Genomic DNA, 18,817 nt, shown 5'->3' on the forward strand with positions numbered 1-18,817 from the left:
TCTTGCGTTGGGATGGGGTGGTGGGGTGGCTCAGCTGCGCTGGGCGAAGCGCCAGGCCAGCTCCGCCATGGGGCGGGCGGTGGCGCCGGCGGCCTTGGCCTGGGCGCTGGCGGCCGTGCCGGCCTCCACGCGCTTGGCGATGCCCTGCAGGATGGCGGCGATGCGGAACATGTTGTAGGCCAGGTAGAAGTTCCAGTCGGCGGCCAGCGTCTCGCTGTCGGTGATGCCGGTGCGCTGGCAGTAGCGCTGGATGTATTCGCTCTCGCAAGGGATGCCCAGGGCCGCCAGGTCCAGCCCGCCGATGCCGCGGCTCATGGCGTGCGGGATGTGCCAGCTCATGCAGTGGTAGGCGAAGTCGGCCAGCGGGTGGCCCAGCGTGGACAGTTCCCAGTCCAGCACGGCGATCACGCGCGGCTCGTCGGGGTGGAACATCAGGTTGTCCAGCCGGTAGTCGCCGTGCACGATGGCCACGCGGCTTTCGTCGCGCGCGCTGGCCGGCATGTGTGCGGGCAGCCAGTCCATCAGCTGGTCCATCTCGGGGATGGGCTGGGTGACGGAGGCCACGTACTGCTTGCTCCAGCGGCCGATCTGGCGCTCGAAATAGTTGCCCGGCTTGCCGTAGCTGCCCAGGCCCTGCGCGGCGAAATCCACCTGGTGCAGCGCGGCGATGACGCGGTTCATCTCGTCGTAGTGCGCCGCGCGCTCGGCGGGCTGCATGCCGGGCAGCGACTGGTCCCACAGCACGCGGCCCTGTAAAAACTCCATGATGTAGAACGCCCGGCCAATGACGGATTCGTCCTCGCACAGCGCCAGCATCCGGGGCACGGGCACGGGGGTGCCGGCCAGGCCGCTCATGACGGCGTATTCGCGCTCGATGGCATGGGCCGAGGGCAGCAGCTTGGCCACCGGGCCGGGCTTGGAGCGCATGACGTAGCTGCGCCCCGGGGTAATCAGCTTATAGGTGGGGTTGGACTGCCCGCCCTTGAACATCTCCACGCTGAGCGGCCCCGCAAAGCCGGGCACGTGCTGGGCCAGCCAGACGCTGAGCGCGTCGGTGTCGAAGGCGTGCTGGCCGGCGACGGGGCGGGTGCCGATGAAGTGGTCGAAATTGCTCATGGGTCCAGGCGTGCTTTCAATCAAAAATGTGAGCTTCTGGCGCTTGTGCAGCAACGGTTTGCATAAGATTTCATATCCAAAACGTGGGTGGGCAAGCGCTGGCAGCTATGCTTTTTGCTCAGACGGCCGACTCGGCCGCGTGCATCAGGGCAGGGCGGTCGCAGATCACCAGGCCCGCCGGCTCGATGCGGATGGTGCCCTCGCGCTCCATGCCCTTGAGCTCCTGGTTCACGCGCTGGCGCGAGGCGCCCAGCAGCTGCGCCAGCTCTTCCTGCGCCAGCTGCAGGCTGATGCGGATCTCGTCGCCATTGGCCAGGCTGGGCACGCCATAGCTGCGCACCAGGTGCAGGAGCTGCTTGGCCAGCCGGGCGCGCAAGGGCAGGGTGTTCAGGTCCTCCACCAGCCCGAACAGCACGCGGATGCGCCGCGAATGCAGGCGCAGGAGGGCGTCGTACAGCTCCACGTGCTGCGACAGGATTTTCTTGAAGTCGCCGCGCGCCACGCACACCGTGGTGGTGTCGCCATGCGCATAGGCATCGTGCGTGCGCTGCTCGCCGTCGAAGAACGCCACGTCGCCGAACCAGATGCCCGGCTCCACGTAGGTCAGCGTGATCTGCTTGCCCGAGATCGACGTCGAGCTGACCCGCACCGCGCCGCGGGCACAGGCGATCCACTCTTCGGGCGCATCGCCGCGCGCCGCGATCAGTGCGCCGTCCTTGAAGCGTTTGACGTAGGAGCATCTGAGGATGTCGTGCCGCAGAGACGGCGAAAGGGAGGAAAACCAGCGACCGGAATTGATCGCTTCACGTTCTTCGATCGTAAGAATGGGCTCGTTCATGGTCTGTCTTATGGGTGACTGAAAGGGCGATCCATGTCGCCTGGGGGACCGGCGTGCGCGCAGCTGGCCAGCGGCCGCTACAATGTCGGATTGGACAACACCATACAAGGACGAGAAAGGCGCTTTCGGTTATGACACCGCGAACTACCACGGAGACCCCCACCAGCCGCTAATGGCTGGCCGTTCGCGCCTGCACGAGACCCAAAGCCTTCTCTTCCCACTCGAAAAGCGCGGACCGTGTTCCGCGCTTTTTGCTTGTTGGTGACCGGCAAAAACAGAGCGCACACCGCATCCCGGACACCGACTGACAAGGAATACCCGACCATGATCCAGATCACGCTTCCCGACGGCTCGCAGCGCGACTTTCCCGGCCCCGTCACCGTGGCCGACGTGGCCGCCTCCATCGGCCCCGGCCTGGCCAAGGCCGCCCTGGCCGGCAAAGTGGGCCGCGGCGACGACGCCCGCGTGGTGGACACCAGCCACCTCATCACCGAAGACAGCGCGCTGGCCATCGTTACGGCCAAGGACGCCGACGGGCTGGACGTCATCCGCCACTCCACGGCCCACCTGCTGGCCTATGCGGTGAAGGAGCTGTTTCCGGACGCGCAGGTCACCATCGGGCCGGTGATCGACAACGGCTTCTATTACGACTTTTCATACAAGCGCCCCTTCACGCCCGAGGACCTGGCGGCCATCGAAAAGCGCATGGCAGAGCTCGCTGCCAAGGACGAGCCGGTGGCCCGCCGCGTGCTGCCGCGCGATGCGGCCGTTGAATACTTCAAGGGCCTGGGCGAGCACTACAAGGCCGAGATCATCGCCAGCATCCCGGCGGGCGAGGACGTGAGCCTGTACCGTGAAGGCAATTTCGAAGACCTGTGCCGCGGCCCGCACGTGCCCTCGACCGGCAAGCTCAAGCACTTCAAGCTGATGAAGGTGGCCGGTGCCTACTGGCGCGGCGACCACCGCAACGAGATGCTGCAGCGCATCTACGGCACGGCCTGGGCCAGCAAGGACGACCTGCAGCAGTACCTGACGATGCTGGAGGAAGCGGAAAAGCGCGACCACCGCAAGCTGGGCCGCGAGCTGGATCTGTTCCACATCGACGAACACTCGCCCGGCACGGTGTTCTGGCACCCCAAGGGCTGGCAGCTGTGGCAGCAGGTCGAGCAGTACATGCGCCGCGTGTACAGCGACAACGGCTACCAGGAGGTCAAGGGCCCGCAGATCCTGGACAAGTCGTTGTGGGAGAAGACGGGGCACTGGGACAAGTACCGCGAGAACATGTTCATCACGGAGAGCGAAAAGCGCGACTACGCCTTAAAGCCGATGAACTGCCCCGGCCACATCCTGATCTTCAAGCAGGGCATCAAGAGCTACCGCGACCTGCCGCTGCGCTACGGCGAATTCGGCAACTGCCACCGCAACGAACCCACGGGTGGCCTGCACGGCATCATGCGCGTGCGCGGCTTCACGCAGGACGACGGCCACGTCTTCTGTACCGAAGACCAGATCCAGCCGGAGGTGCTGGCCTTCACGCGACTGCTGCAACAGGTCTATGCCGACTTCGGCTTCACCGACATCATCTACAAGGTCGCCACGCGGCCCGAGGCGCGTATCGGCTCGGACGAGAGCTGGGACAAGGCCGAGGCGGCGCTGATCCACAGCCTGGAGGCTTCGGGCTGTGCGTTCGAGCTGTCGCCCGGCGAGGGGGCCTTCTATGGCCCCAAGATCGAGTACACGCTCAAGGACGCGCTGGGCCGGCAGTGGCAGTGCGGCACCATCCAGGTGGACTTTTCCATGCCCGAGCGGCTGGACGCCGAGTACGTCGGCGAGGACGGGGCGCGCCACCGGCCGGTGATGCTGCACCGCGCCATCGTCGGCAGCCTGGAGCGTTTCATCGGCATCCTGATCGAGCAGCACGCCGGCGCCATGCCCGCGTGGCTGGCGCCGGTGCAGGTGGCGGTGCTGAACATCACGGACGCGCAGCAGCAGTACTGTCGCGAAATTGCCGCAAAGCTGCAAAAAGCATTGCCGCATCAAAGCCTTAGAGTGGTGACCGACCTGCGCAACGAAAAGATCACGTATAAAATACGTGAGCATTCGCTGCAAAAGCTGCCCTATATCCTCGTCGCGGGCGACAAGGAAATGGCGGCCGGCACCGTGGCGGTGCGCGCCCGGGGTGGCAAAGACCTCGGTGTGATGTCCATCGACGCATTCGTCGAACTGATCGCACGGGACATCACCTCCAAAGCCTGATTCTTTGAGGGTCAACTACCGCTTTGAAGCGCACGGGTTGTGCGTCAGCAGCTATGCTTTTCGTAGCTTTTTACATAGAGGGTGAGAACCATCGCTACCGAATTTCGTGACCGCCGCCACCGCGAGGAGCGCAAGCACCGCCTGAACCGGGAAATCATGGCGCCTGAAGTACGCCTTTCCGGCCCCGAGAACGAGCCCCTGGGCATCGTCAGCCTGCAGGACGCCCTGCGCATGGCCGGCGAACTGGACGTGGACTTGGTGGAAATCGTCGCCACGGCTACGCCGCCCGTCTGTCGCCTGATGGACTACGGCAAGTTCAAGTACCAGGAGCAGAAGAAGGCAGCTGAGGCCAAGGCCAAGCAGACGGTCATCGAGATCAAGGAAGTGAAGTTCCGCCCCGGCACCGACGACGGCGACTACAACATCAAGATGCGCAACATCCGCCGTTTCCTGGCGGAGGGCGACAAGGTCAAGGTCACGCTGCGCTTTCGCGGCCGCGAGATCACGCACCAGGAAATTGGCATGGCGCTGCTCAACCGCCTGCGCGACGAGCTGGCCGACTCCATCCTGGTGGAGCAGTTTCCCAAGCTGGAAGGCCGCCAGATGATCATGATGATCGCCCCGGCGCGCAAGAAGCCGACTTCGGGCGGCAGCAAGCCGGCGGCCGAAGGCGCGCCAGCGGCATAAACGACAGGGTCTGGCTGGCAGCTTCTTTGCAAGAAGGGACTGCCGGCTGGCGGGCAGTGCTCGAAAGAGCGCTGTCACGCGGCGGGGTAACACCCGCCATGAAGAAGTGGCTCGGGGCCTGCAAGGTTGCACACAGTCGTGCAAACGCCTCACGAGCACAATCACAAGGAGCATTCATATGCCCAAAATGAAGACCAAGAGCAGCGCGAAGAAGCGTTTTCGCGTTCGTCCCGGTGGCACCGTCAAGCGCGGTCAAGCCTTCAAGCGTCACATCCTGACCAAGAAGACCACCAAAAACAAGCGCCACCTGCGTGGCATTGTGAACGTGCATGAAGGTGACATGGCTTCCATCGCAAAGATGCTGCCCATGGCCGGCCTGTAATTCACACTGACGAACAAGGAGAAAACACATGCCTCGCGTCAAACGTGGTGTAACGGCACGCGCCCGTCACAAAAAGGTTCTCGCACTGGCCAAGGGTTTCCGCGGCCGCCGTGGCAACGTCTATCGCATCGCCAAGCAGGCGGTGATGAAGGCGGGCCAGTACGCCTACCGTGACCGCCGCGCCAAGAAGCGCGTGTTCCGCCGACTGTGGATTGCCCGTATCAACGCCGCTTCCCGTGAACTGGGCCTGACCTACAGCCAGTTCACCAACGGCCTGAAGAAGGCAGCCATCGAGATCGACCGCAAGATGCTGGCCGACCTCGCGGTGCACGACAAAGCTGCCTTCGGCAGCATCGTGGAGCAAGTCAAGGCCAAGCTGGCCGCTTGAGTTGAGTTCACGAGCCGGCCGCTATCGTTTGCATAGCTGCCGGCGCGCCAACAGCAAGGGCTAGGGCTTGAAAAGGCACTAGCCCTTGTTTTTTCGCTTTTCGCAAAGAGCAACATGAACGAGTTGGATTCCCTGGTGACGAGTGCGCGCGAGTCGTTCGCGCGTTGTGCAACCCCGGCCGAGCTGGAAAACGCCAAGGCCCAGTTTCTGGGCAAGTCGGGCCGGCTGACCGAGCTGATGAAGGGCATGGCGCAGCTCTCGCCGGAGGACAAGAAAGCCCGCGGCGCGGCCATCAACGTGGCCAAGCAGGCCGTCGAGGCGGCTCTCACCGAGCGCCGTCAGCAGCTGCAGGACGCCGAGCTCGAGCGCCAGCTCCAGGCCGAGGCGCTGGACGTGACGCTGCCCGGGCGCCGGCGCGGGCGCGGCGGTCTGCACCCGGTGTCGCTGACTCTGGAGCGCATCGAGCAGATCTTCGGCTCCATGGGTTTCGACGTGGCCGACGGCCCGGAGATCGAGACCGACTGGTTCAACTTCACCGCATTGAACACGCCCGAAGACCACCCGGCGCGTTCCATGCACGACACCTTCTACGTCGAGGGCGGCAGCCCGCAGGCGCCGCACCTGCTGCGCACGCACACCAGCCCGATGCAGGTGCGCTACGCCGTGCAGCACGTCAAGCGCTACCGCCACCTCATTGACGCCGGCCAGGCCATGCCCGAGATCCGCGTCATCGCCCCGGGCCGCACCTACCGCGTGGATTCGGACGCCACGCACTCGCCCATGTTCCACCAGTGCGAGGGCCTGTGGATCGGCGAGAACGTGAGCTTCAAGGACCTGAAGGTCGTGTTCACCGACTTCTGCCGGACGTTCTTCGAGAGTGACGACCTGGTGCTGCGCTTTCGCCCCAGCTTCTTCCCCTTCACCGAGCCCAGCGCCGAGATCGATATCCAGTTCCAGACCGGCCCGCTGGCCGGGCGCTGGCTGGAGGTGTCGGGCTCCGGCCAGGTGCACCCCAACGTGGTGCGCAACATGGGGCTCGACCCGGAGCGCTACATCGGCTTCGCCTTCGGCATGGGGCCGGACCGGCTGACCATGCTGCGCTACGGCGTGAACGACCTGCGCCTGTTCTTCGACGGCGACATTCGCTTCCTGTCGCAGTTCCAGTAAACGCCATTGCTGCGAAAAAGTGAGCTGCTGGCGCTTGATGTGCCTGGGTTTGCGATGGTTTGCATGCTGAAAGCCGCATGGGCCAAGCGCAAGCAGCTCCTGTTTTGAGAGCGAACGCCTAGAAAGAAGAAACGACCATGCAATTTCCCGAATCCTGGTTGCGCGAGTTCTGCAACCCGCCCCTGAGCACGCAGGAACTGGCCGACACCCTGACCATGGCCGGCCTGGAGGTCGAGGAGCTGCGCCCCGTCGCTCCGCCGTTCACGAAGATCGTGGTGGGCGAGATCAAGACCGCCGAGCAGCATCCCAACGCCGACCGCCTGCGCGTGTGCCAGGTGGATGTGGGCGGGCCGGAGCTTCTGAACATCGTCTGCGGTGCACCCAACGCCCGCGTGGGCATCCGCGTGCCCTGCGCGCTGGTGGGCGCCGAGCTGCCCCCGGGCGAGGACGGCAAGCCCTTTGTCATCAAGGTTGGCAAGCTGCGCGGCGTGGAAAGCCAAGGCATGCTGTGCTCGGCGCGCGAACTGCAACTGTCCGACGACCACGGCGGCCTGCTGGAGCTGGCGGAAGACGCCCCGCTGGGCCGGGACATCCGCCAGCACCTGTTGCTGGACGACACGCTGTTCACCCTGAAGCTCACGCCCAACCTGGCGCACGCGCTCAGCGTCTATGGCGTGGCGCGCGAGGTGGCCGCGCTGACCGGCGCGCCCCTGCTGCGCCCCGAATTCCCGCAGCTGGCCACGCAGAGCGACGAACGCCTGCCTGTGCGCATCGCCGCCCCCGACCTGTGCGGCCGCTTTTCCGGTCGCATCGTGCGCGGCGTGAACCCGCGTGCGCTCACCCCCCAGTGGATGGTGGACCGCCTGGCGCGCTGCGGCCAGCGCAGCGTGGCGCCGCTGGTGGACATCTCCAACTACGTCATGTTCGAGCTGGGCCGGCCCTCGCACATCTTCGACCTGGACAAGATCCAGGGCGGCCTGGAGGTGCGCTGGGGCAGGGCGGGCGAAGCGCTCACGCTGCTCAACGGCAATACCGTCACGGTGGACGAGAAGGTCGGCGTGATCGCCGATGCCGCGCAGGTGGAGTCGCTGGCCGGCATCATGGGCGGCGACGCCACGGCCGTGGGCGACGACACGAAGAACATCTATGTCGAGGCCGCCTTCTGGTGGCCGGCGGCGATCGCCGGCCGCTCGCGCCGCTACAACTTCTCCACCGACGCCGGCCACCGCTTCGAGCGCGGCGTGGACCCGGAAGGCACGGTGGAGCACATCGAGCGCATCACCCAGCTCATCCTGCACATCTGCGGCACGCCCGAGACCACCGTCGGCCCGCTCGACGATCACCGCGTGAACATGCCCAAGGCAGAACCCGTGCGCCTGCGCGTGGCGCGCGCGGCCAAGGTCATCGGCATGCCTTTGACCGAGGCGCAGTGCGTGCAGGCGCTGCAGCGCCTGGGCCTGGCCTTGCAGCACGCCGATGGCGTGATCACCGTCACCCCGCCGTCCTACCGCTTCGATCTGCGCCTGGAAGAAGACCTGATCGAAGAGGTGGCCCGCCTGGTCGGCTACGAGCAGCTGCCCACCACGCCGCCGCTGGCGCCCATCACCGCGCGCGTGCCGCCTGAAGCGCGCCGCAGCAGCTTTGCCGTGCGCCGCGAGCTGGCGGCCCTGGGCTACCAGGAAACCATCAACTTCAGCTTCGTCGAAGAAAGCTGGGAGCGCGAGCTGGCCGGCAACGACGCGGCCATCCGCCTGCTCAACCCCATCGCCAGCCACCTGAGCGTGATGCGCTCGTCGCTGCTGGGCTCACTGCTGCAGGTGCTGAAGTTCAACCTGGACCGCAAGGCGCCGCGCGTGCGCGTGTTCGAGATCGGCCGCGTGTTCGCCCGCGATGCCAGCGTGCCCGCCAGCGACAGCTCGGTGGAGGGCATCTCCCAGCCCATGCGTGTGGCCGGCCTGGCCTATGGCGCGGTGGACACGCTGCAGTGGGGCACCAAGGACCGCGCCGCGGACTTCTTCGACGCCAAGGGCGACGTGCAGGCGCTGCTGGCGCCGCTGGTGCCGACCTTCGAGCCGGCCGAGCACCCGGCGCTGCACCCCGGCCGCTGCGCCCGCGTGCTGCTGGACGGCCAGCCCATTGGCTTCGTCGGCGAGCTGCACCCGCGCTGGCGCCAGTCCTGGGAGCTGCCCGCTGCGCCCGTGCTGTTCGAGCTGGCGCTGGACGCCGCCCTGCGCCGCTGCGTGCCGCAGTTCGAGTCCGTGGCGCGCCGCCAGCCGGTGGAGCGCGACATCGCCGTGGTGGTGGCCGAGCGTGTATCGCATACCCAGGTCATGCAGGCGGTGCGCGGTGCGCTGCCGGCCAGCCTGCTGCGCTCGGCCGTGCTGTTTGACGTGTTCCGTCCCCAGCCCGAGCGCGCCGGCCAGCCCGGCGCCCTGGCCGTGGGCGAGAAGAGCCTGGCCATCCGCCTGACGCTGTCCAGCGACAGCGCCGCGCTGCAGGACGCCGAGATCGACGCGGCCGTGCAAAGCGTGGTCCAGGCCCTGGCCCAGCACACCGGAGCGCGGCTGCGATGAGTGGCGCCATGCACGACGACGACACCGCAGAGCGCCGCCCGCTGCCGCTGATGGAGCTGGCCGTGCAGAGCCTGGAATCGCCCGCGCTGACCAAGGCGCAGCTGGCCGAGTTGCTGTTCGAGCAGATCGGCCTGAACAAGCGCGAGTCCAAGGACATGGTGGACGCCTTCTTTGACCTGATCGCCCAGCGCTTGGTGGACGGCGAGGACGTCAAGCTGTCGGGCTTCGGCAACTTCCAGATCCGCGTGAAGGCGCCGCGCCCGGGCCGCAACCCGCGCACCGGCGAGTCCATCCCCATCGAGGCGCGCCGCGTGGTGACCTTCCATGCCAGCAGCAAGCTCAAGGAGCAGCTGCAGGAGCTGGGGGGCGACAAGGTCTGAATACCCCAGGGCGTATCTGCCACAGGTGCGCTACCCTTGAAGGCCCCGCGGCCCCTCTCTACTGCCTGACCTCATGAGCAACGCGCTGCCCCCCATTCCTGCCAAGCGCTACTTCACCATCGGTGAGGTGGCCCAGCTGTGCGGCGTCAAGCCGCACGTGCTGCGCTACTGGGAGCAGGAGTTCAGCCAGCTGCGGCCCATGAAGCGCCGGGGCAATCGGCGCTACTACCAGCACCACGAGGTGCTGATGATCCGCCGCATCCGCGAACTGCTGTATGAGCAGGGCTTCACCATCATCGGGGCGCGCAACCGCCTTGGCGAACTGGCCCAGGCGGCGAGGGCGCCTGCTTCGACTGCTTCCGCAGAAATGCAGGCCGATGCCGGAGAGAACATCCTGGCGGCCACACTGGTTCCGTCCATCGTCCCGCTGGAGCTGGCAGGCCAGGATGCCCCGGGCCGGGCCGCTGCCGTCGATCCGGCACTGCTGCGCAGGGAGCTCGAAGAAATTCGCGCGATTCTTTTCTGAGGCCGTTTTTTCTGCATATAATCGAGGTCTTGTCGGCGTGTAGCGCAGCCTGGTAGCGCACTTGCATGGGGTGCAAGGGGTCGCGAGTTCGAATCCCGCCACGCCGACCATTTTCAAAAGAATTGCCGACTCCTTCAGGAGTCGGCAATCAAAAGACCTAGGCGCGTAGCTCAGCTGGTTAGAGCACCACCTTGACATGGTGGGGGTCGTTGGTTCGAGTCCAATCGCGCCTACCAACTTTCCCGTTTGAAGGAAGCCAGCCTTCAACAATCCGGGGACAGTTGGGAATACCAGATATTCAAAATCATTCAAAGCCGTCCAGCAATGGGCGGCTTTTCTTTTTCCGCGTCGCCTTTTATTCCAGGACGGCAGAGGATGGCTCCTTGGCGTGAAACCGAAACTGAAGGCGAAGTGGGCTTTGCGCCAAAATAAAAAAGGGCCACGACAGCGTCGTAGCCCTTTGATTCATTGCCTGGCGGAGAGGGCGGGATTCGAACCCGCGGTGGGCTATTAACCCACACACGCTTTCCAGGCGTGCGACTTAAACCGCTCATCCACCTCTCCGAAGCCCGCGATTGTAGCAGGACTTATGCCTGTGCCGAGCAATTTTGCAGCCGTCGCCCGCGGTAGGCTCGCGTGATGTGGACTCATCCGTGGTGGGCTGGACTGGCAATGGCTGCTGCTGCCGGGCTGGTGGCGCTGGCAGTCGATGCCCTGTGGGGCGAGCCGCCGGCGTGGGCCCATCCGGTCGTGTGGATGGGGCGTGCGCTGGGCGCGCTGGGCACGCGCATCGCGCCTGGCGACCTGCGGCGGCGCGACTACCCGGCTTTCTGGGCTGCAGCCCTTGTCTGGTGCGTGCTGGCAGCTCTGGTTTTGATAGTGGCCGGCAGCCTGCAATGGTTGCTGCTGCACCACCTGCCGCCCTGGCTTGCAGCGCTGGCTCTGGGAGGGCTGCTCAAGCCCCTGCTGGCTTGGCGGATGCTGCACGCGGAGGTGCAGGCGGTCGAGGAGGCTCTCGCTGAATCGCTGCAGGCCGGCCGCGAGCGCCTGGCCTGGCTGGTCAGCCGCGACACGGCGGCGCTCAGCGCGGCAGAAGTGCGCGAAAGCGCCATCGAATCCCTGGCCGAGAACCTGAGCGACTCCGTCGTGGCGCCGCTCGTGTGGTTTGCCCTGCTGGGCCTGCCGGGCGCGGCGCTGTACCGCTTTGCCAATACGGCGGACGCCATGTGGGGCTACCCTGGCTGGCGCGGCCAGGGCGCGGCGCGGCGGCATTGGCAGTGGGCTGGCAAGTGGGCGGCGCGTGCGGACGACGCCCTGAGCTGGCTGCCCGCGCGGCTGACGGCGGCGCTGCTGCTCGTGACGGCCGCCCGCCGCGTGCCTGCTGCCGGCCTGCGCCGCGACGCCCGCGCCACCCCGTCGCCCAACGGCGGCTGGCCCATGGGCGCCATGGCCCGGCTGCTGGATGTGCGCCTGGGCAAGCCGGGCGCCTATGTGCTCAACCCGCAGGGCCAGCCGCCCCAGTCGGCGCACATGGCGCTGGCGCTGGTCCATGCAAGAAATGTGGTCCGGGCCCTTGCCTGCATTGCGCTGGCAGCTATGATTTTTGCTTTTCTGACCTGGATGCGCCTTTGACTGCCCCCGAGCACGGCGGCCCCGATGCCCTCGGCGTGCCGCTGCATGACTTTTCCACCAACGCCAATGCCTGCGGCCCGTGCCCGGTGACGCTGGCCGCCCTGGCGCAGGCCGATCGCAGCCGCTACCCCGACCCGGCCTACACCGCGCTGACCGAGGCGCTGGCCGCCTTCCACCAGGTGGACACACCGCGCATCGTGCTGGCCGCCAGCGCCAGCGAATGCATCCACCGCATCAGCGCCGTGGCCGCGCGCAGCGGCGTGCGCCGCGCCGTGGTGCCTGCGCACGGCTACGGCGACTACGCCCGCGCCGCGGCGATCTGGGGCCTGGTTTGCAACCCGGCTCCGCTGGACGATGACGCGGCCCTGCACTGGGCCTGCGAGCCTGCCAGCCCGCTGGGCGGGGCCGACGCGCAGCTGCCGGGCTGGGCCGCCCGGCCCGGCGCCTGGCAGGTGCTGGATTGCGCCTATGCCCCGCTGCGGCTGGACGGCCCGGGCGGCGCCGCGCTCCTGCCGCCGCATGTCTGGCAGCTGTGGTCGCCCAACAAGGCCCTGGGGCTGACGGGCGTGCGCGCGGCCTATGCCATCGCCCCGGCTGCTGCCGTGCAAGGCGGCACGGCGCAGCGCCTGCGCGCACTCAGCCCTTCGTGGCCCATCGGGGCAGAGGGCGTGGCGTTGCTCCATTCGTGGGTGCAGCCCGAGACCCAGCACTGGCTGGCCCGCACGCTGCCCACCCTGCGCCAATGGAAGGCCGACCAGCTGCGGCTGTGCGAGCGCCTGGGCTGGCCGGTGCTGCCCGGCAGCCTGGCCAACTTCTTCACCGCGCTGCTGGCGCCGGGCGAGGGCGCGCCGCTGCTGGCCGCGTTGCGCGCGCAGGGGGTCAAGCTGCGCGACTGCGCCTCGTTCGGGCTGCCCGGCCATGTCCGGCTGGGCGTGCTGCCGCCGGCCTCGCAAGAGGCGTTGCACCGCGCCTGGCACAGCTACCATTGCGGCACATGACTGACCAATCTTTGCCGCTGCGGCGGGTGGATGTGCGGCGCTACGTCACCCCTCTGCGCGAGGGCGGCTCGCTGCCGGCCGTGGTCGAGGCAGACGACCTGGGCCTGTACGTGCTCAAGTTCCGCGGCGCCGGGCAGGGCGTGCGTGCGCTGATGGCCGAGATCATCTGCGCCCGCCTGGCCGGGGCGCTGGGCCTGGCCCTGCCCGAGGTCGTACTGGCCGAGCTGGACGCCGAGCTGGCCCGCACCGAGCCCGACCCGGAGATCCAGGACCTGATCCGCGCCAGCGCCGGCCCGAACGTGGCGCTGGACTACCTGCCCGGTGCCATCAATTTCGACCCGGCCGCCGACCACGTGTCGTCCGACTTCGCCTCGCGCCTGGTCTGGTTCGACACGCTGGTCAGCAACGTGGACCGCACCGCCCGCAACACCAACCTGCTCGTCTGGCAGGGCCAGCCCTGGCTGATCGACCATGGTGCCTGCCTGACCTTCCACCACGCCTGGAACGGCGCGGTGGCGGACCCCGGCAAGCCCTTTGCCCCCATAGCAGATCACGTGTTGCTGCCCGGCGCCACGGCCCTGGCGCAGGTGGACGGGCCGCTGGCCGAGCGCTTGACGCCCGCCGTGCTGCAGGCAGCCCTGGCGGCCGTGCCCGACAGCTTTCTGGTACAGGCAGCCGGGCAGGGCGCCGCAACCCTGGCCGAGCCGGCGCTGCACCGCCAGGCCTATGTGCAGTACTTCCAGGCGCGCCTGGCCGATCGCCGCCGCTGGGTGCAAGGAGCCATCGATGCCCGCGGCTGAGTTGTTCGACTACGCCATCGTGCGCGTCGTGCCGCGCGTGGAGCGGGGCGAATTCATCAACGTGGGCGCCATCGTCTCGTGCCAGCGCACCGGCTATCTGGCGGCCGCGGCCGAGCTGGACGAGGCCCGCCTGCACGCGCTGGACCCCTGGGCCGACCCGGCCCTGGTGCGCCGCCACCTGGCGGCCCTGCAGGCCATCTGCGCGGGCGCACCGGGCGCCGGCCCCATCGCGCAGCTGCCGCACCGCGCGCGCTTTCACTGGCTGACGGCACGGCGCAGCAGCATCCTGCAGACCTCGCCCGTACACACCGGCCGCTGCGACGACATGGCCGCCATGCTGGCGCACCTGATGCAGCGCATGGTGCGCCCGCTGCCCCTGCGCGGCGCGCACGAAACGCGCGAAGCGCACCAAACGCGCGAGGCGGTGGCATGACGGCGCGCTGCATCATGGTGCTGGGCACCAGCAGCGGCGCGGGCAAGAGCTGGCTGGCCACCGCGCTGTGCCGCTGGTATGCCAACCAGGGCCTGAAGGTGGCGCCCTTCAAGGCGCAGAACATGAGCAACAACGCCCGCGTGGTAGCCACGCCGCAGGGCGAGTATGGCGAGATCGGCAGCGCCCAGTACTTCCAGGCCCTGGCCGCGCGCGCCGTGCCCGACGTGCGCATGAACCCGCTGCTGCTCAAGCCCGAAGCCGACACCAAAAGCCAGGTGGTGCTGCTGGGGCGCGTGAACCGCGAGTTGACGCAGGTGCCCTGGCGCGAGCGCAGCCGCCATGTGTGGCCAATGCTGGCCCAGGCGCTGGACAGCCTGCGCGAAGAAAACGACGTGGTGGTGATCGAAGGCGCCGGCTCGCCCGCCGAGATCAACCTGCGCACCAGCGACGTGGTCAACATGCGGGTGGCGCAGCATGCAGGCGCGCGCTGCCTGCTGGTGGCCGACATCGACCGCGGCGGCGCTTTTGCCCACCTGTTTGGCACCTGGGCGCTGCTGCCCCAGGCCGACCGCGAGCTGATCCGCGGCTTCGTGCTGAACAAATTCCGGGGCGACGCCACGCTGCTGGCCCCGGCGCCGCAGATGCTGCACGAGCAGACCGGCGTGCCGGTGGTGGCCACCATCCCCATGCAATACGGCCATGGCCTGCCCGAAGAGGACGGCCTGTACGAAGGCAGCCTGCGCACGGCGGCCGGCGCCGTGCACACGCGGGTGGCCATCGCCGCCTACCCGCGCGCCAGCAACCTGGACGAATTCGCACCGCTGCAGTCCGCCGGCGGCGTGCGCGTGGTCTGGGCGCGCAGCCCGGCCGAGCTGGAGGGCGCGGACTGGGTCATCCTGCCCGGCAGCAAGGCCACCGCCGCCGACCTGGCCTGGCTGCGCGCGCAGGGCCTGGACGGCGCCATCGCCCGCCACGCCGGCGCCGGCGGCCGCGTGCTGGGCGTATGCGGCGGCCTGCAGATGCTGGGCGAGGCGCTGATCGACACCGTGGGCGTGGACGGCAACGGCCCCGGCCTGGGACTGCTGCCGCTGGTCACCAGTTTTGAGGCCACCAAAACCGTGCTGAGCACCCGGGCGCGCTTTGGCAACGCGGCCGGCGCCTGGCAGGCCCTGGCCGGCGTGCCCGTGCAGGGCTACGAAATCCATCACGGCCAGACGGCCCAGCACCCGGCCATGGCCGCCAACGGCGACCTGGCGCGCGAGCTGATCCCCGGCCTGGCCTGGCAAAACGGCGCGGGCAACGTGCTGGGCGTGTACCTGCACGGCCTGTTTGAGAACGCCGCCGTGCTGCAGGCCCTGCTGGGCGGCAGCGTGCAGACGCTGGATGCTGCCTTCGAGCGCATGGCGGCAGGGGTCGGACGCTGGTTCGACACGCGGATATTGCGGCTGTAAGGCCTGCCTGAAATATGAATAAAAAAGGGCTCCAGCGCTTGATGGGCAAGCGCTGGCAGCTATTGTTTAAATAGCAAACCAAGGTCTATGAACACCCTTCCCGCCATCCCCTCCATCGCCGACGCAGCGCTCGCCGCGCGGCTGCAGTCCCTCATCGACCACAAGACCAAGCCCCTGGGCTCGCTGGGCCGGCTGGAGGCGCTGGCCGTGCGCATCGGCCTCATCCTGGGCAGCGAGGCGCCCGAGCTGCACGCCCCGCAGGTGCTGGTGTGCGCGGCCGACCATGGCCTGGCGGCGCGCGGCGTGTCGGCCTTTCCCAGCGACGTGACGTGGCAGATGGTGCACAACTTCGTCACCGGCGGCGCGGCGGTGAGCGTGCTGGCGCGCCAGCATGGCCTGGGCCTCACGGTGGTGGACTGCGGCGTGCGCCACGACTTCGCGCCGTACCCCGGCCTGGTGGTACGCAAGATTGCGCCAGGCACGCAGGACGCCAGCGCCGGCCCGGCCATGACCGCGGCGCAGTGCGCACACGCCATGGCCAATGGCCGCGAGGTGGTCGCGGCACTGCCTGGCAACGCGCTGCTGCTGGGCGAGATGGGCATTGGCAACACCTCCAGCGCCGCGCTGCTGCTGGCGCGGCTGACGGACACCGACGTGGCCGACTGCGCCGGCCCCGGCACCGGCCTGGACGCAGCGGGCGTGGCGCGCAAGGTGGCCGTGCTGCGCCAGGCGCTGGCGGCCAATGCCGCGGCGCGCGAGCCCCTGGATGCGCTGGCCGCCCTGGGCGGCTTTGAGATCGCCACGCTGGTGGGCGCCGTGTTGCAGGCAGCGGCCGAGCGGCGCGTCATCGTGGTCGATGGCTTCATCACCAGCGCGGCGGTGCTGGTGGCGGCGCGCCTGGCCCCGGCCGTGCTGCAGCGCTGCGTGTTCTCGCACCAGTCCCAGGAGCCCGGCCACCTGCGCATGCTGGCGGCCCTGCAGGCCGAGCCGCTGCTGGAGCTGGGTTTGCGCCTGGGCGAGGGCTCGGGCGCGGCGCTGGCCTGGCCGCTGCTGGCTTCGGCCTGCGCCATCCTGCGGGAGATGGCGAGCTTTGAATCGGCAGGGGTGGCGCAGCGCACGTAGGCGCGCGACCAGGGCCCGGGAGCGGGCCGGTCAGGCCGTCAACCTACACAGGTCCGGTCGCGCCCCTGCGCCTTGGCCTGGTACAGGGCGGCATCAGCACGCGCCAGCATGCCGTCGATGGAGTCTGCGGCGCCCTGCCACTCGGTCACGCCGATGCTGACCTTGCAGTCCAGCGGGTGGCCCGAGGCCAGGGCCGCGCGCATGCGCCCGGCAAGCGCCGTGGCGGCCTGGGCGTCGGTGCCCGGCAACAGCACGAGAAACTCTTCGCCGCCATAGCGGCCCAGCCGGTCCGTGCGGCGCAGCACGCCGCGCAGGGTGTGGGCAAAATGCGCCAGCACCCGGTCGCCGTGCTGGTGCCCGTGGTTGTCGTTGATGGCCTTGAAATGGTCCAGGTCCAGCATCATCAGGCTGAAGGGCCGGGGCTGGCGCAGGCTGCGGTCCTGCTCGTCCTGGCACAGCGCCAGGATGGCCCTGCGGTTCAGCGCCTCCGTCAGGCTGTCGTGCGCGGCCAGGTGCTCGAACTCGCTGCGTACGCGGTCGGTTGCCATCAACAACGCGCCGATGGACAGGGTCAGCACAGTCATGACGAAGGCGCCGATGTAGAACGTCTGCACGCTGGACGGCTCCATCAGGCCTTCTATCTGCCTGGCGGTCATTGCGGACTGCATGCGCACCAGCAGGATCACCAGATGCACCGACAGCGTGAGCTGCACCAGGCGCGTGGGCAGGCGCCGCGTGCCGTGGCGCCACAGCACCACCAGCGTCCAGGCGTGCAGTGCAGCAATGGCAGCGCTGACCACGACAACCCGCGCGACGTAAGACGGAGCGCCCCAGGTAAACCAGCCCAGCGCGCCCATCAGCAGCGCGAAGGCGCCTAGCAGCGCACGCACGGGAGCGGGCCGATCCAGAAAATACAGGCAGCCCAGGTGAAACAGCCCGAAGCCCGCCAGCACGCCTGCGTTGGCCAGCCACAGCATCACCTCGGTTCTGCCCGGGACCAGGTACAGGAATGCCCCGACGATCCACACCGCCGGCATGAGCGCCCATTCGCGCAGGCCGTGGATGGTGCGCGGGTATTGCCGCCACATGAACCCCAGCACGGCGCCCATCACCAGCGCCATGAAGTTGGCCATGATGATCAGCGATCGGGGGTCGAGGGAGCTCATGGAGACGGCGGCTGCGGGCGTGGAAAAGCGTGCCAGTGTAGAGGCTGGCCGCGCATCGCCGGGCCGGGCTGGTTCCGTGTGGGTCAAAAGCGGGTCTGGGGCGCGCAGGTCAAGCGCTGGCAGCTATGCTTTCGATAGCGTCCACGGCTCAGCGTGGCGGCGGCGTCTTGGGCTCGTAGTCGCACCAGCGCGCGACGCTGCATTCCCAGCAGCGCGGCTTGCGCGCCTGGCAGACGTAGCGCCCGTGCAGCAGCAGCCAGTGGTGCGAGTCGGGCAGGAACTCCGGCGGCACGCGTCGCAACAGGCTGAGCTCCACCGCCAGCGGCGTGGCGCCGGGCGCCAGGCCCGTGCGGTTGGACACGCGCAGGATGTGCGTGTCCACCGCCACCGCGGCTTCGCCGAAGGCCGTGTTCAACACCACGTTGGCCGTCTTGCGGCCCACGCCGGGCAGGGCCTCCAGCGCCTCGCGCGTGCGCGGCACCTGGCCGCCATGGCGCTCGATCAGCAGCTGGCAGGTGGCCAGCAGGTAGCGCGTCTTGTTGCGGTACAGGTTGATGGTGCGCAGGTAGCCCTCCAGCACCTCGGGGCCCAGCGCCAGGATGGCCTGCGGCGTGCCGGCGACGGGAAACAGCCGCCGCGTGGCCTTGTTCACGCTCACGTCCGTGGCCTGGGCCGAGAGCAGCACCGCGGCCAGCAGCTCGAACACGGTGGTGTACTCCAGCTCCGTCGTGGGATGGGGATTGGCAGCCCGCAAGGTGGCGAAAAAGGGAGCGACGGCGCTGTCTTTCATGGCGCCCGATTGTGGCGCGCCCGCCCGGCCCGCAGGAAACCTGTGCAACGATTGGCGACAATGCCGGCTGCACCTTCGCGCCACCTCCCTTTCTTCATCGCCGCTGCTATGC

19 protein-coding genes and 3 tRNA genes are annotated in these 18,817 nt (G+C 68.3%); 17 read left to right on the forward strand and 5 right to left on the reverse strand.

Translation table 11 applies throughout. The features are described from left to right. Positions 1 to 30: 30 nt before the first annotated feature. The gene (locus C7H73_RS09040) at positions 31 to 1,116 is read right to left on the reverse strand and encodes a phosphotransferase (RefSeq protein ID WP_106846338.1); all 1,086 of its coding nucleotides are present in this window, start codon (positions 1,114 to 1,116) and stop codon (positions 31 to 33) included. A gap of 118 nt (positions 1,117 to 1,234) precedes the next feature. After that, entirely contained in the window at positions 1,235 to 1,954 is a 720-nt protein-coding gene (locus C7H73_RS09045) for a Crp/Fnr family transcriptional regulator (RefSeq protein WP_106846339.1), read from the reverse strand. Between the two features lie 324 nt (positions 1,955 to 2,278). Here C7H73_RS09045 and thrS point away from each other — a divergent pair, with 324 nt between their 5' ends. The 11 genes from thrS to C7H73_RS15530 all read left to right on the forward strand — a co-directional run bounded on the left by thrS (position 2,279) and on the right by C7H73_RS15530 (position 10,745). Beyond that, complete coding sequence (gene thrS / locus C7H73_RS09050; RefSeq protein WP_106846340.1) at positions 2,279 to 4,210, forward strand: threonine--tRNA ligase; 1,932 nt, start codon at positions 2,279 to 2,281, stop codon at positions 4,208 to 4,210. A gap of 81 nt (positions 4,211 to 4,291) precedes the next feature. After that, positions 4,292 to 4,897 (forward strand): translation initiation factor IF-3, encoded by a 606-nt coding sequence (infC, locus tag C7H73_RS09055; RefSeq protein ID WP_106846341.1) that lies wholly within the window; start codon positions 4,292 to 4,294, stop codon positions 4,895 to 4,897. A gap of 178 nt (positions 4,898 to 5,075) precedes the next feature. Further along, the gene (gene rpmI / locus C7H73_RS09060; RefSeq protein ID WP_106846342.1) at positions 5,076 to 5,279 is read left to right on the forward strand and encodes a 50S ribosomal protein L35; all 204 of its coding nucleotides are present in this window, start codon (positions 5,076 to 5,078) and stop codon (positions 5,277 to 5,279) included. Positions 5,280 to 5,307: 28 nt separating this feature from the next. After that, complete coding sequence (gene rplT, locus C7H73_RS09065; protein ID WP_106846343.1) at positions 5,308 to 5,667, forward strand: 50S ribosomal protein L20; 360 nt, start codon at positions 5,308 to 5,310, stop codon at positions 5,665 to 5,667. 114 nt (positions 5,668 to 5,781) lie between these two features. Beyond that, positions 5,782 to 6,834, forward strand: a complete 1,053-nt coding sequence (gene pheS / locus C7H73_RS09070) for a phenylalanine--tRNA ligase subunit alpha (protein WP_106846344.1) — start codon at positions 5,782 to 5,784, stop codon at positions 6,832 to 6,834. A 137-nt stretch (positions 6,835 to 6,971) separates the two neighbouring features. Further along, positions 6,972 to 9,407, forward strand: coding sequence for a phenylalanine--tRNA ligase subunit beta (gene pheT / locus C7H73_RS09075; RefSeq protein ID WP_106846345.1), 2,436 nt, complete (start codon positions 6,972 to 6,974; stop codon positions 9,405 to 9,407). 50 nt (positions 9,408 to 9,457) lie between these two features. Further along, positions 9,458 to 9,787 carry an integration host factor subunit alpha gene (locus C7H73_RS09080; protein ID WP_106847606.1) on the forward strand — a complete coding sequence of 110 codons (330 nt, stop codon included), beginning with the start codon at positions 9,458 to 9,460 and terminating at the stop codon, positions 9,785 to 9,787. A 73-nt stretch (positions 9,788 to 9,860) separates the two neighbouring features. Then, entirely contained in the window at positions 9,861 to 10,313 is a 453-nt protein-coding gene (locus tag C7H73_RS09085; protein ID WP_106846346.1) for a MerR family transcriptional regulator, read from the forward strand. A gap of 33 nt (positions 10,314 to 10,346) precedes the next feature. Then, positions 10,347 to 10,423: transfer RNA gene (locus C7H73_RS09090), tRNA-Pro, on the forward strand. A 49-nt stretch (positions 10,424 to 10,472) separates the two neighbouring features. Beyond that, positions 10,473 to 10,549: transfer RNA gene (locus C7H73_RS09095), tRNA-Val, on the forward strand. 10 nt (positions 10,550 to 10,559) lie between these two features. Beyond that, complete coding sequence (locus C7H73_RS15530) at positions 10,560 to 10,745, forward strand: hypothetical protein (protein WP_157948340.1); 186 nt, start codon at positions 10,560 to 10,562, stop codon at positions 10,743 to 10,745. A gap of 41 nt (positions 10,746 to 10,786) precedes the next feature. Here the strand turns inward: C7H73_RS15530 and C7H73_RS09100 are convergent. Further along, a tRNA-Ser gene (locus C7H73_RS09100) sits at positions 10,787 to 10,877 on the reverse strand. Between the two features lie 75 nt (positions 10,878 to 10,952). Here C7H73_RS09100 and cbiB point away from each other — a divergent pair. The 6 genes from cbiB to cobT all read left to right on the forward strand — a co-directional run bounded on the left by cbiB (position 10,953) and on the right by cobT (position 16,749). Continuing rightward, positions 10,953 to 11,945: an adenosylcobinamide-phosphate synthase CbiB gene (gene cbiB, locus C7H73_RS09105; protein ID WP_106846347.1), complete on the forward strand. Its 993-nt coding sequence runs from the start codon at positions 10,953 to 10,955 to the stop codon at positions 11,943 to 11,945. After that, positions 11,942 to 12,943: an aminotransferase class I/II-fold pyridoxal phosphate-dependent enzyme gene (locus tag C7H73_RS09110; RefSeq protein ID WP_227001314.1), complete on the forward strand. Its 1,002-nt coding sequence runs from the start codon at positions 11,942 to 11,944 to the stop codon at positions 12,941 to 12,943. The genes cbiB and C7H73_RS09110 overlap by 4 nt, the downstream gene beginning before the upstream one ends. Next, on the forward strand, positions 12,940 to 13,743 hold the full coding sequence (locus C7H73_RS09115) for a HipA family kinase (RefSeq protein ID WP_193483921.1): 804 nt from the start codon (positions 12,940 to 12,942) through the stop codon (positions 13,741 to 13,743). Before C7H73_RS09110 ends, C7H73_RS09115 begins: the two co-directional genes overlap by 4 nt. Continuing rightward, positions 13,730 to 14,176 carry a DUF3037 domain-containing protein gene (locus C7H73_RS09120; protein WP_106846348.1) on the forward strand — a complete coding sequence of 149 codons (447 nt, stop codon included), beginning with the start codon at positions 13,730 to 13,732 and terminating at the stop codon, positions 14,174 to 14,176. The genes C7H73_RS09115 and C7H73_RS09120 overlap by 14 nt, the downstream gene beginning before the upstream one ends. Continuing rightward, complete coding sequence (locus C7H73_RS09125; RefSeq protein ID WP_106846349.1) at positions 14,173 to 15,627, forward strand: cobyric acid synthase; 1,455 nt, start codon at positions 14,173 to 14,175, stop codon at positions 15,625 to 15,627. Before C7H73_RS09120 ends, C7H73_RS09125 begins: the two co-directional genes overlap by 4 nt. Before the next feature lie 87 nt (positions 15,628 to 15,714). Next, positions 15,715 to 16,749, forward strand: a complete 1,035-nt coding sequence (gene cobT, locus C7H73_RS09130; RefSeq protein ID WP_106846350.1) for a nicotinate-nucleotide--dimethylbenzimidazole phosphoribosyltransferase — start codon at positions 15,715 to 15,717, stop codon at positions 16,747 to 16,749. Positions 16,750 to 16,787: 38 nt separating this feature from the next. Here the strand turns inward: cobT and C7H73_RS09135 are convergent, their stop codons facing one another. Both C7H73_RS09135 and nth read right to left on the reverse strand, forming a co-directional pair. Further along, positions 16,788 to 17,915 (reverse strand): GGDEF domain-containing protein, encoded by a 1,128-nt coding sequence (locus tag C7H73_RS09135; protein ID WP_106846351.1) that lies wholly within the window; start codon positions 17,913 to 17,915, stop codon positions 16,788 to 16,790. A 148-nt stretch (positions 17,916 to 18,063) separates the two neighbouring features. Continuing rightward, positions 18,064 to 18,705 (reverse strand): endonuclease III, encoded by a 642-nt coding sequence (gene nth, locus C7H73_RS09140; protein ID WP_106846352.1) that lies wholly within the window; start codon positions 18,703 to 18,705, stop codon positions 18,064 to 18,066. Between the last annotated feature and the right edge of the window lie 112 nt (positions 18,706 to 18,817).

It is taken from the genome of Pulveribacter suum (genome assembly GCF_003013695.1).
Taxonomy (GTDB): Bacteria; Pseudomonadota; Gammaproteobacteria; order Burkholderiales; family Burkholderiaceae_C; genus Melaminivora; species Melaminivora suum.

Excerpts from the sequence above, each read along its gene's own strand:
- rplT (WP_106846343.1), top strand. The coding sequence starts at position 5,308 with ATGCCTCGCGTCAAACGTGGTGTAACGGCACGCGCCCGTCACAAAAAG.
- nth (WP_106846352.1), bottom strand. The coding sequence starts at position 18,705 with ATGAAAGACAGCGCCGTCGCTCCCTTTTTCGCCACCTTGCGGGCTGCC.
- rpmI (WP_106846342.1), top strand. The coding sequence starts at position 5,076 with ATGCCCAAAATGAAGACCAAGAGCAGCGCGAAGAAGCGTTTTCGCGTT.
- C7H73_RS09120 (WP_106846348.1), top strand. The coding sequence starts at position 13,730 with ATGCCCGCGGCTGAGTTGTTCGACTACGCCATCGTGCGCGTCGTGCCG.
- cbiB (WP_106846347.1), top strand. The coding sequence starts at position 10,953 with ATGTGGACTCATCCGTGGTGGGCTGGACTGGCAATGGCTGCTGCTGCC.
- C7H73_RS09135 (WP_106846351.1), bottom strand. The coding sequence starts at position 17,915 with ATGAGCTCCCTCGACCCCCGATCGCTGATCATCATGGCCAACTTCATG.
- C7H73_RS09045 (WP_106846339.1), bottom strand. The coding sequence starts at position 1,954 with ATGAACGAGCCCATTCTTACGATCGAAGAACGTGAAGCGATCAATTCC.
- thrS (WP_106846340.1), top strand. The coding sequence starts at position 2,279 with ATGATCCAGATCACGCTTCCCGACGGCTCGCAGCGCGACTTTCCCGGC.
- C7H73_RS09125 (WP_106846349.1), top strand. The coding sequence starts at position 14,173 with ATGACGGCGCGCTGCATCATGGTGCTGGGCACCAGCAGCGGCGCGGGC.
- C7H73_RS09115 (WP_193483921.1), top strand. The coding sequence starts at position 12,940 with ATGACTGACCAATCTTTGCCGCTGCGGCGGGTGGATGTGCGGCGCTAC.
- pheS (WP_106846344.1), top strand. The coding sequence starts at position 5,782 with ATGAACGAGTTGGATTCCCTGGTGACGAGTGCGCGCGAGTCGTTCGCG.
- pheT (WP_106846345.1), top strand. The coding sequence starts at position 6,972 with ATGCAATTTCCCGAATCCTGGTTGCGCGAGTTCTGCAACCCGCCCCTG.
- C7H73_RS09085 (WP_106846346.1), top strand. The coding sequence starts at position 9,861 with ATGAGCAACGCGCTGCCCCCCATTCCTGCCAAGCGCTACTTCACCATC.
- C7H73_RS09040 (WP_106846338.1), bottom strand. The coding sequence starts at position 1,116 with ATGAGCAATTTCGACCACTTCATCGGCACCCGCCCCGTCGCCGGCCAG.
- C7H73_RS09080 (WP_106847606.1), top strand. The coding sequence starts at position 9,458 with ATGGAGCTGGCCGTGCAGAGCCTGGAATCGCCCGCGCTGACCAAGGCG.
- cobT (WP_106846350.1), top strand. The coding sequence starts at position 15,715 with ATGAACACCCTTCCCGCCATCCCCTCCATCGCCGACGCAGCGCTCGCC.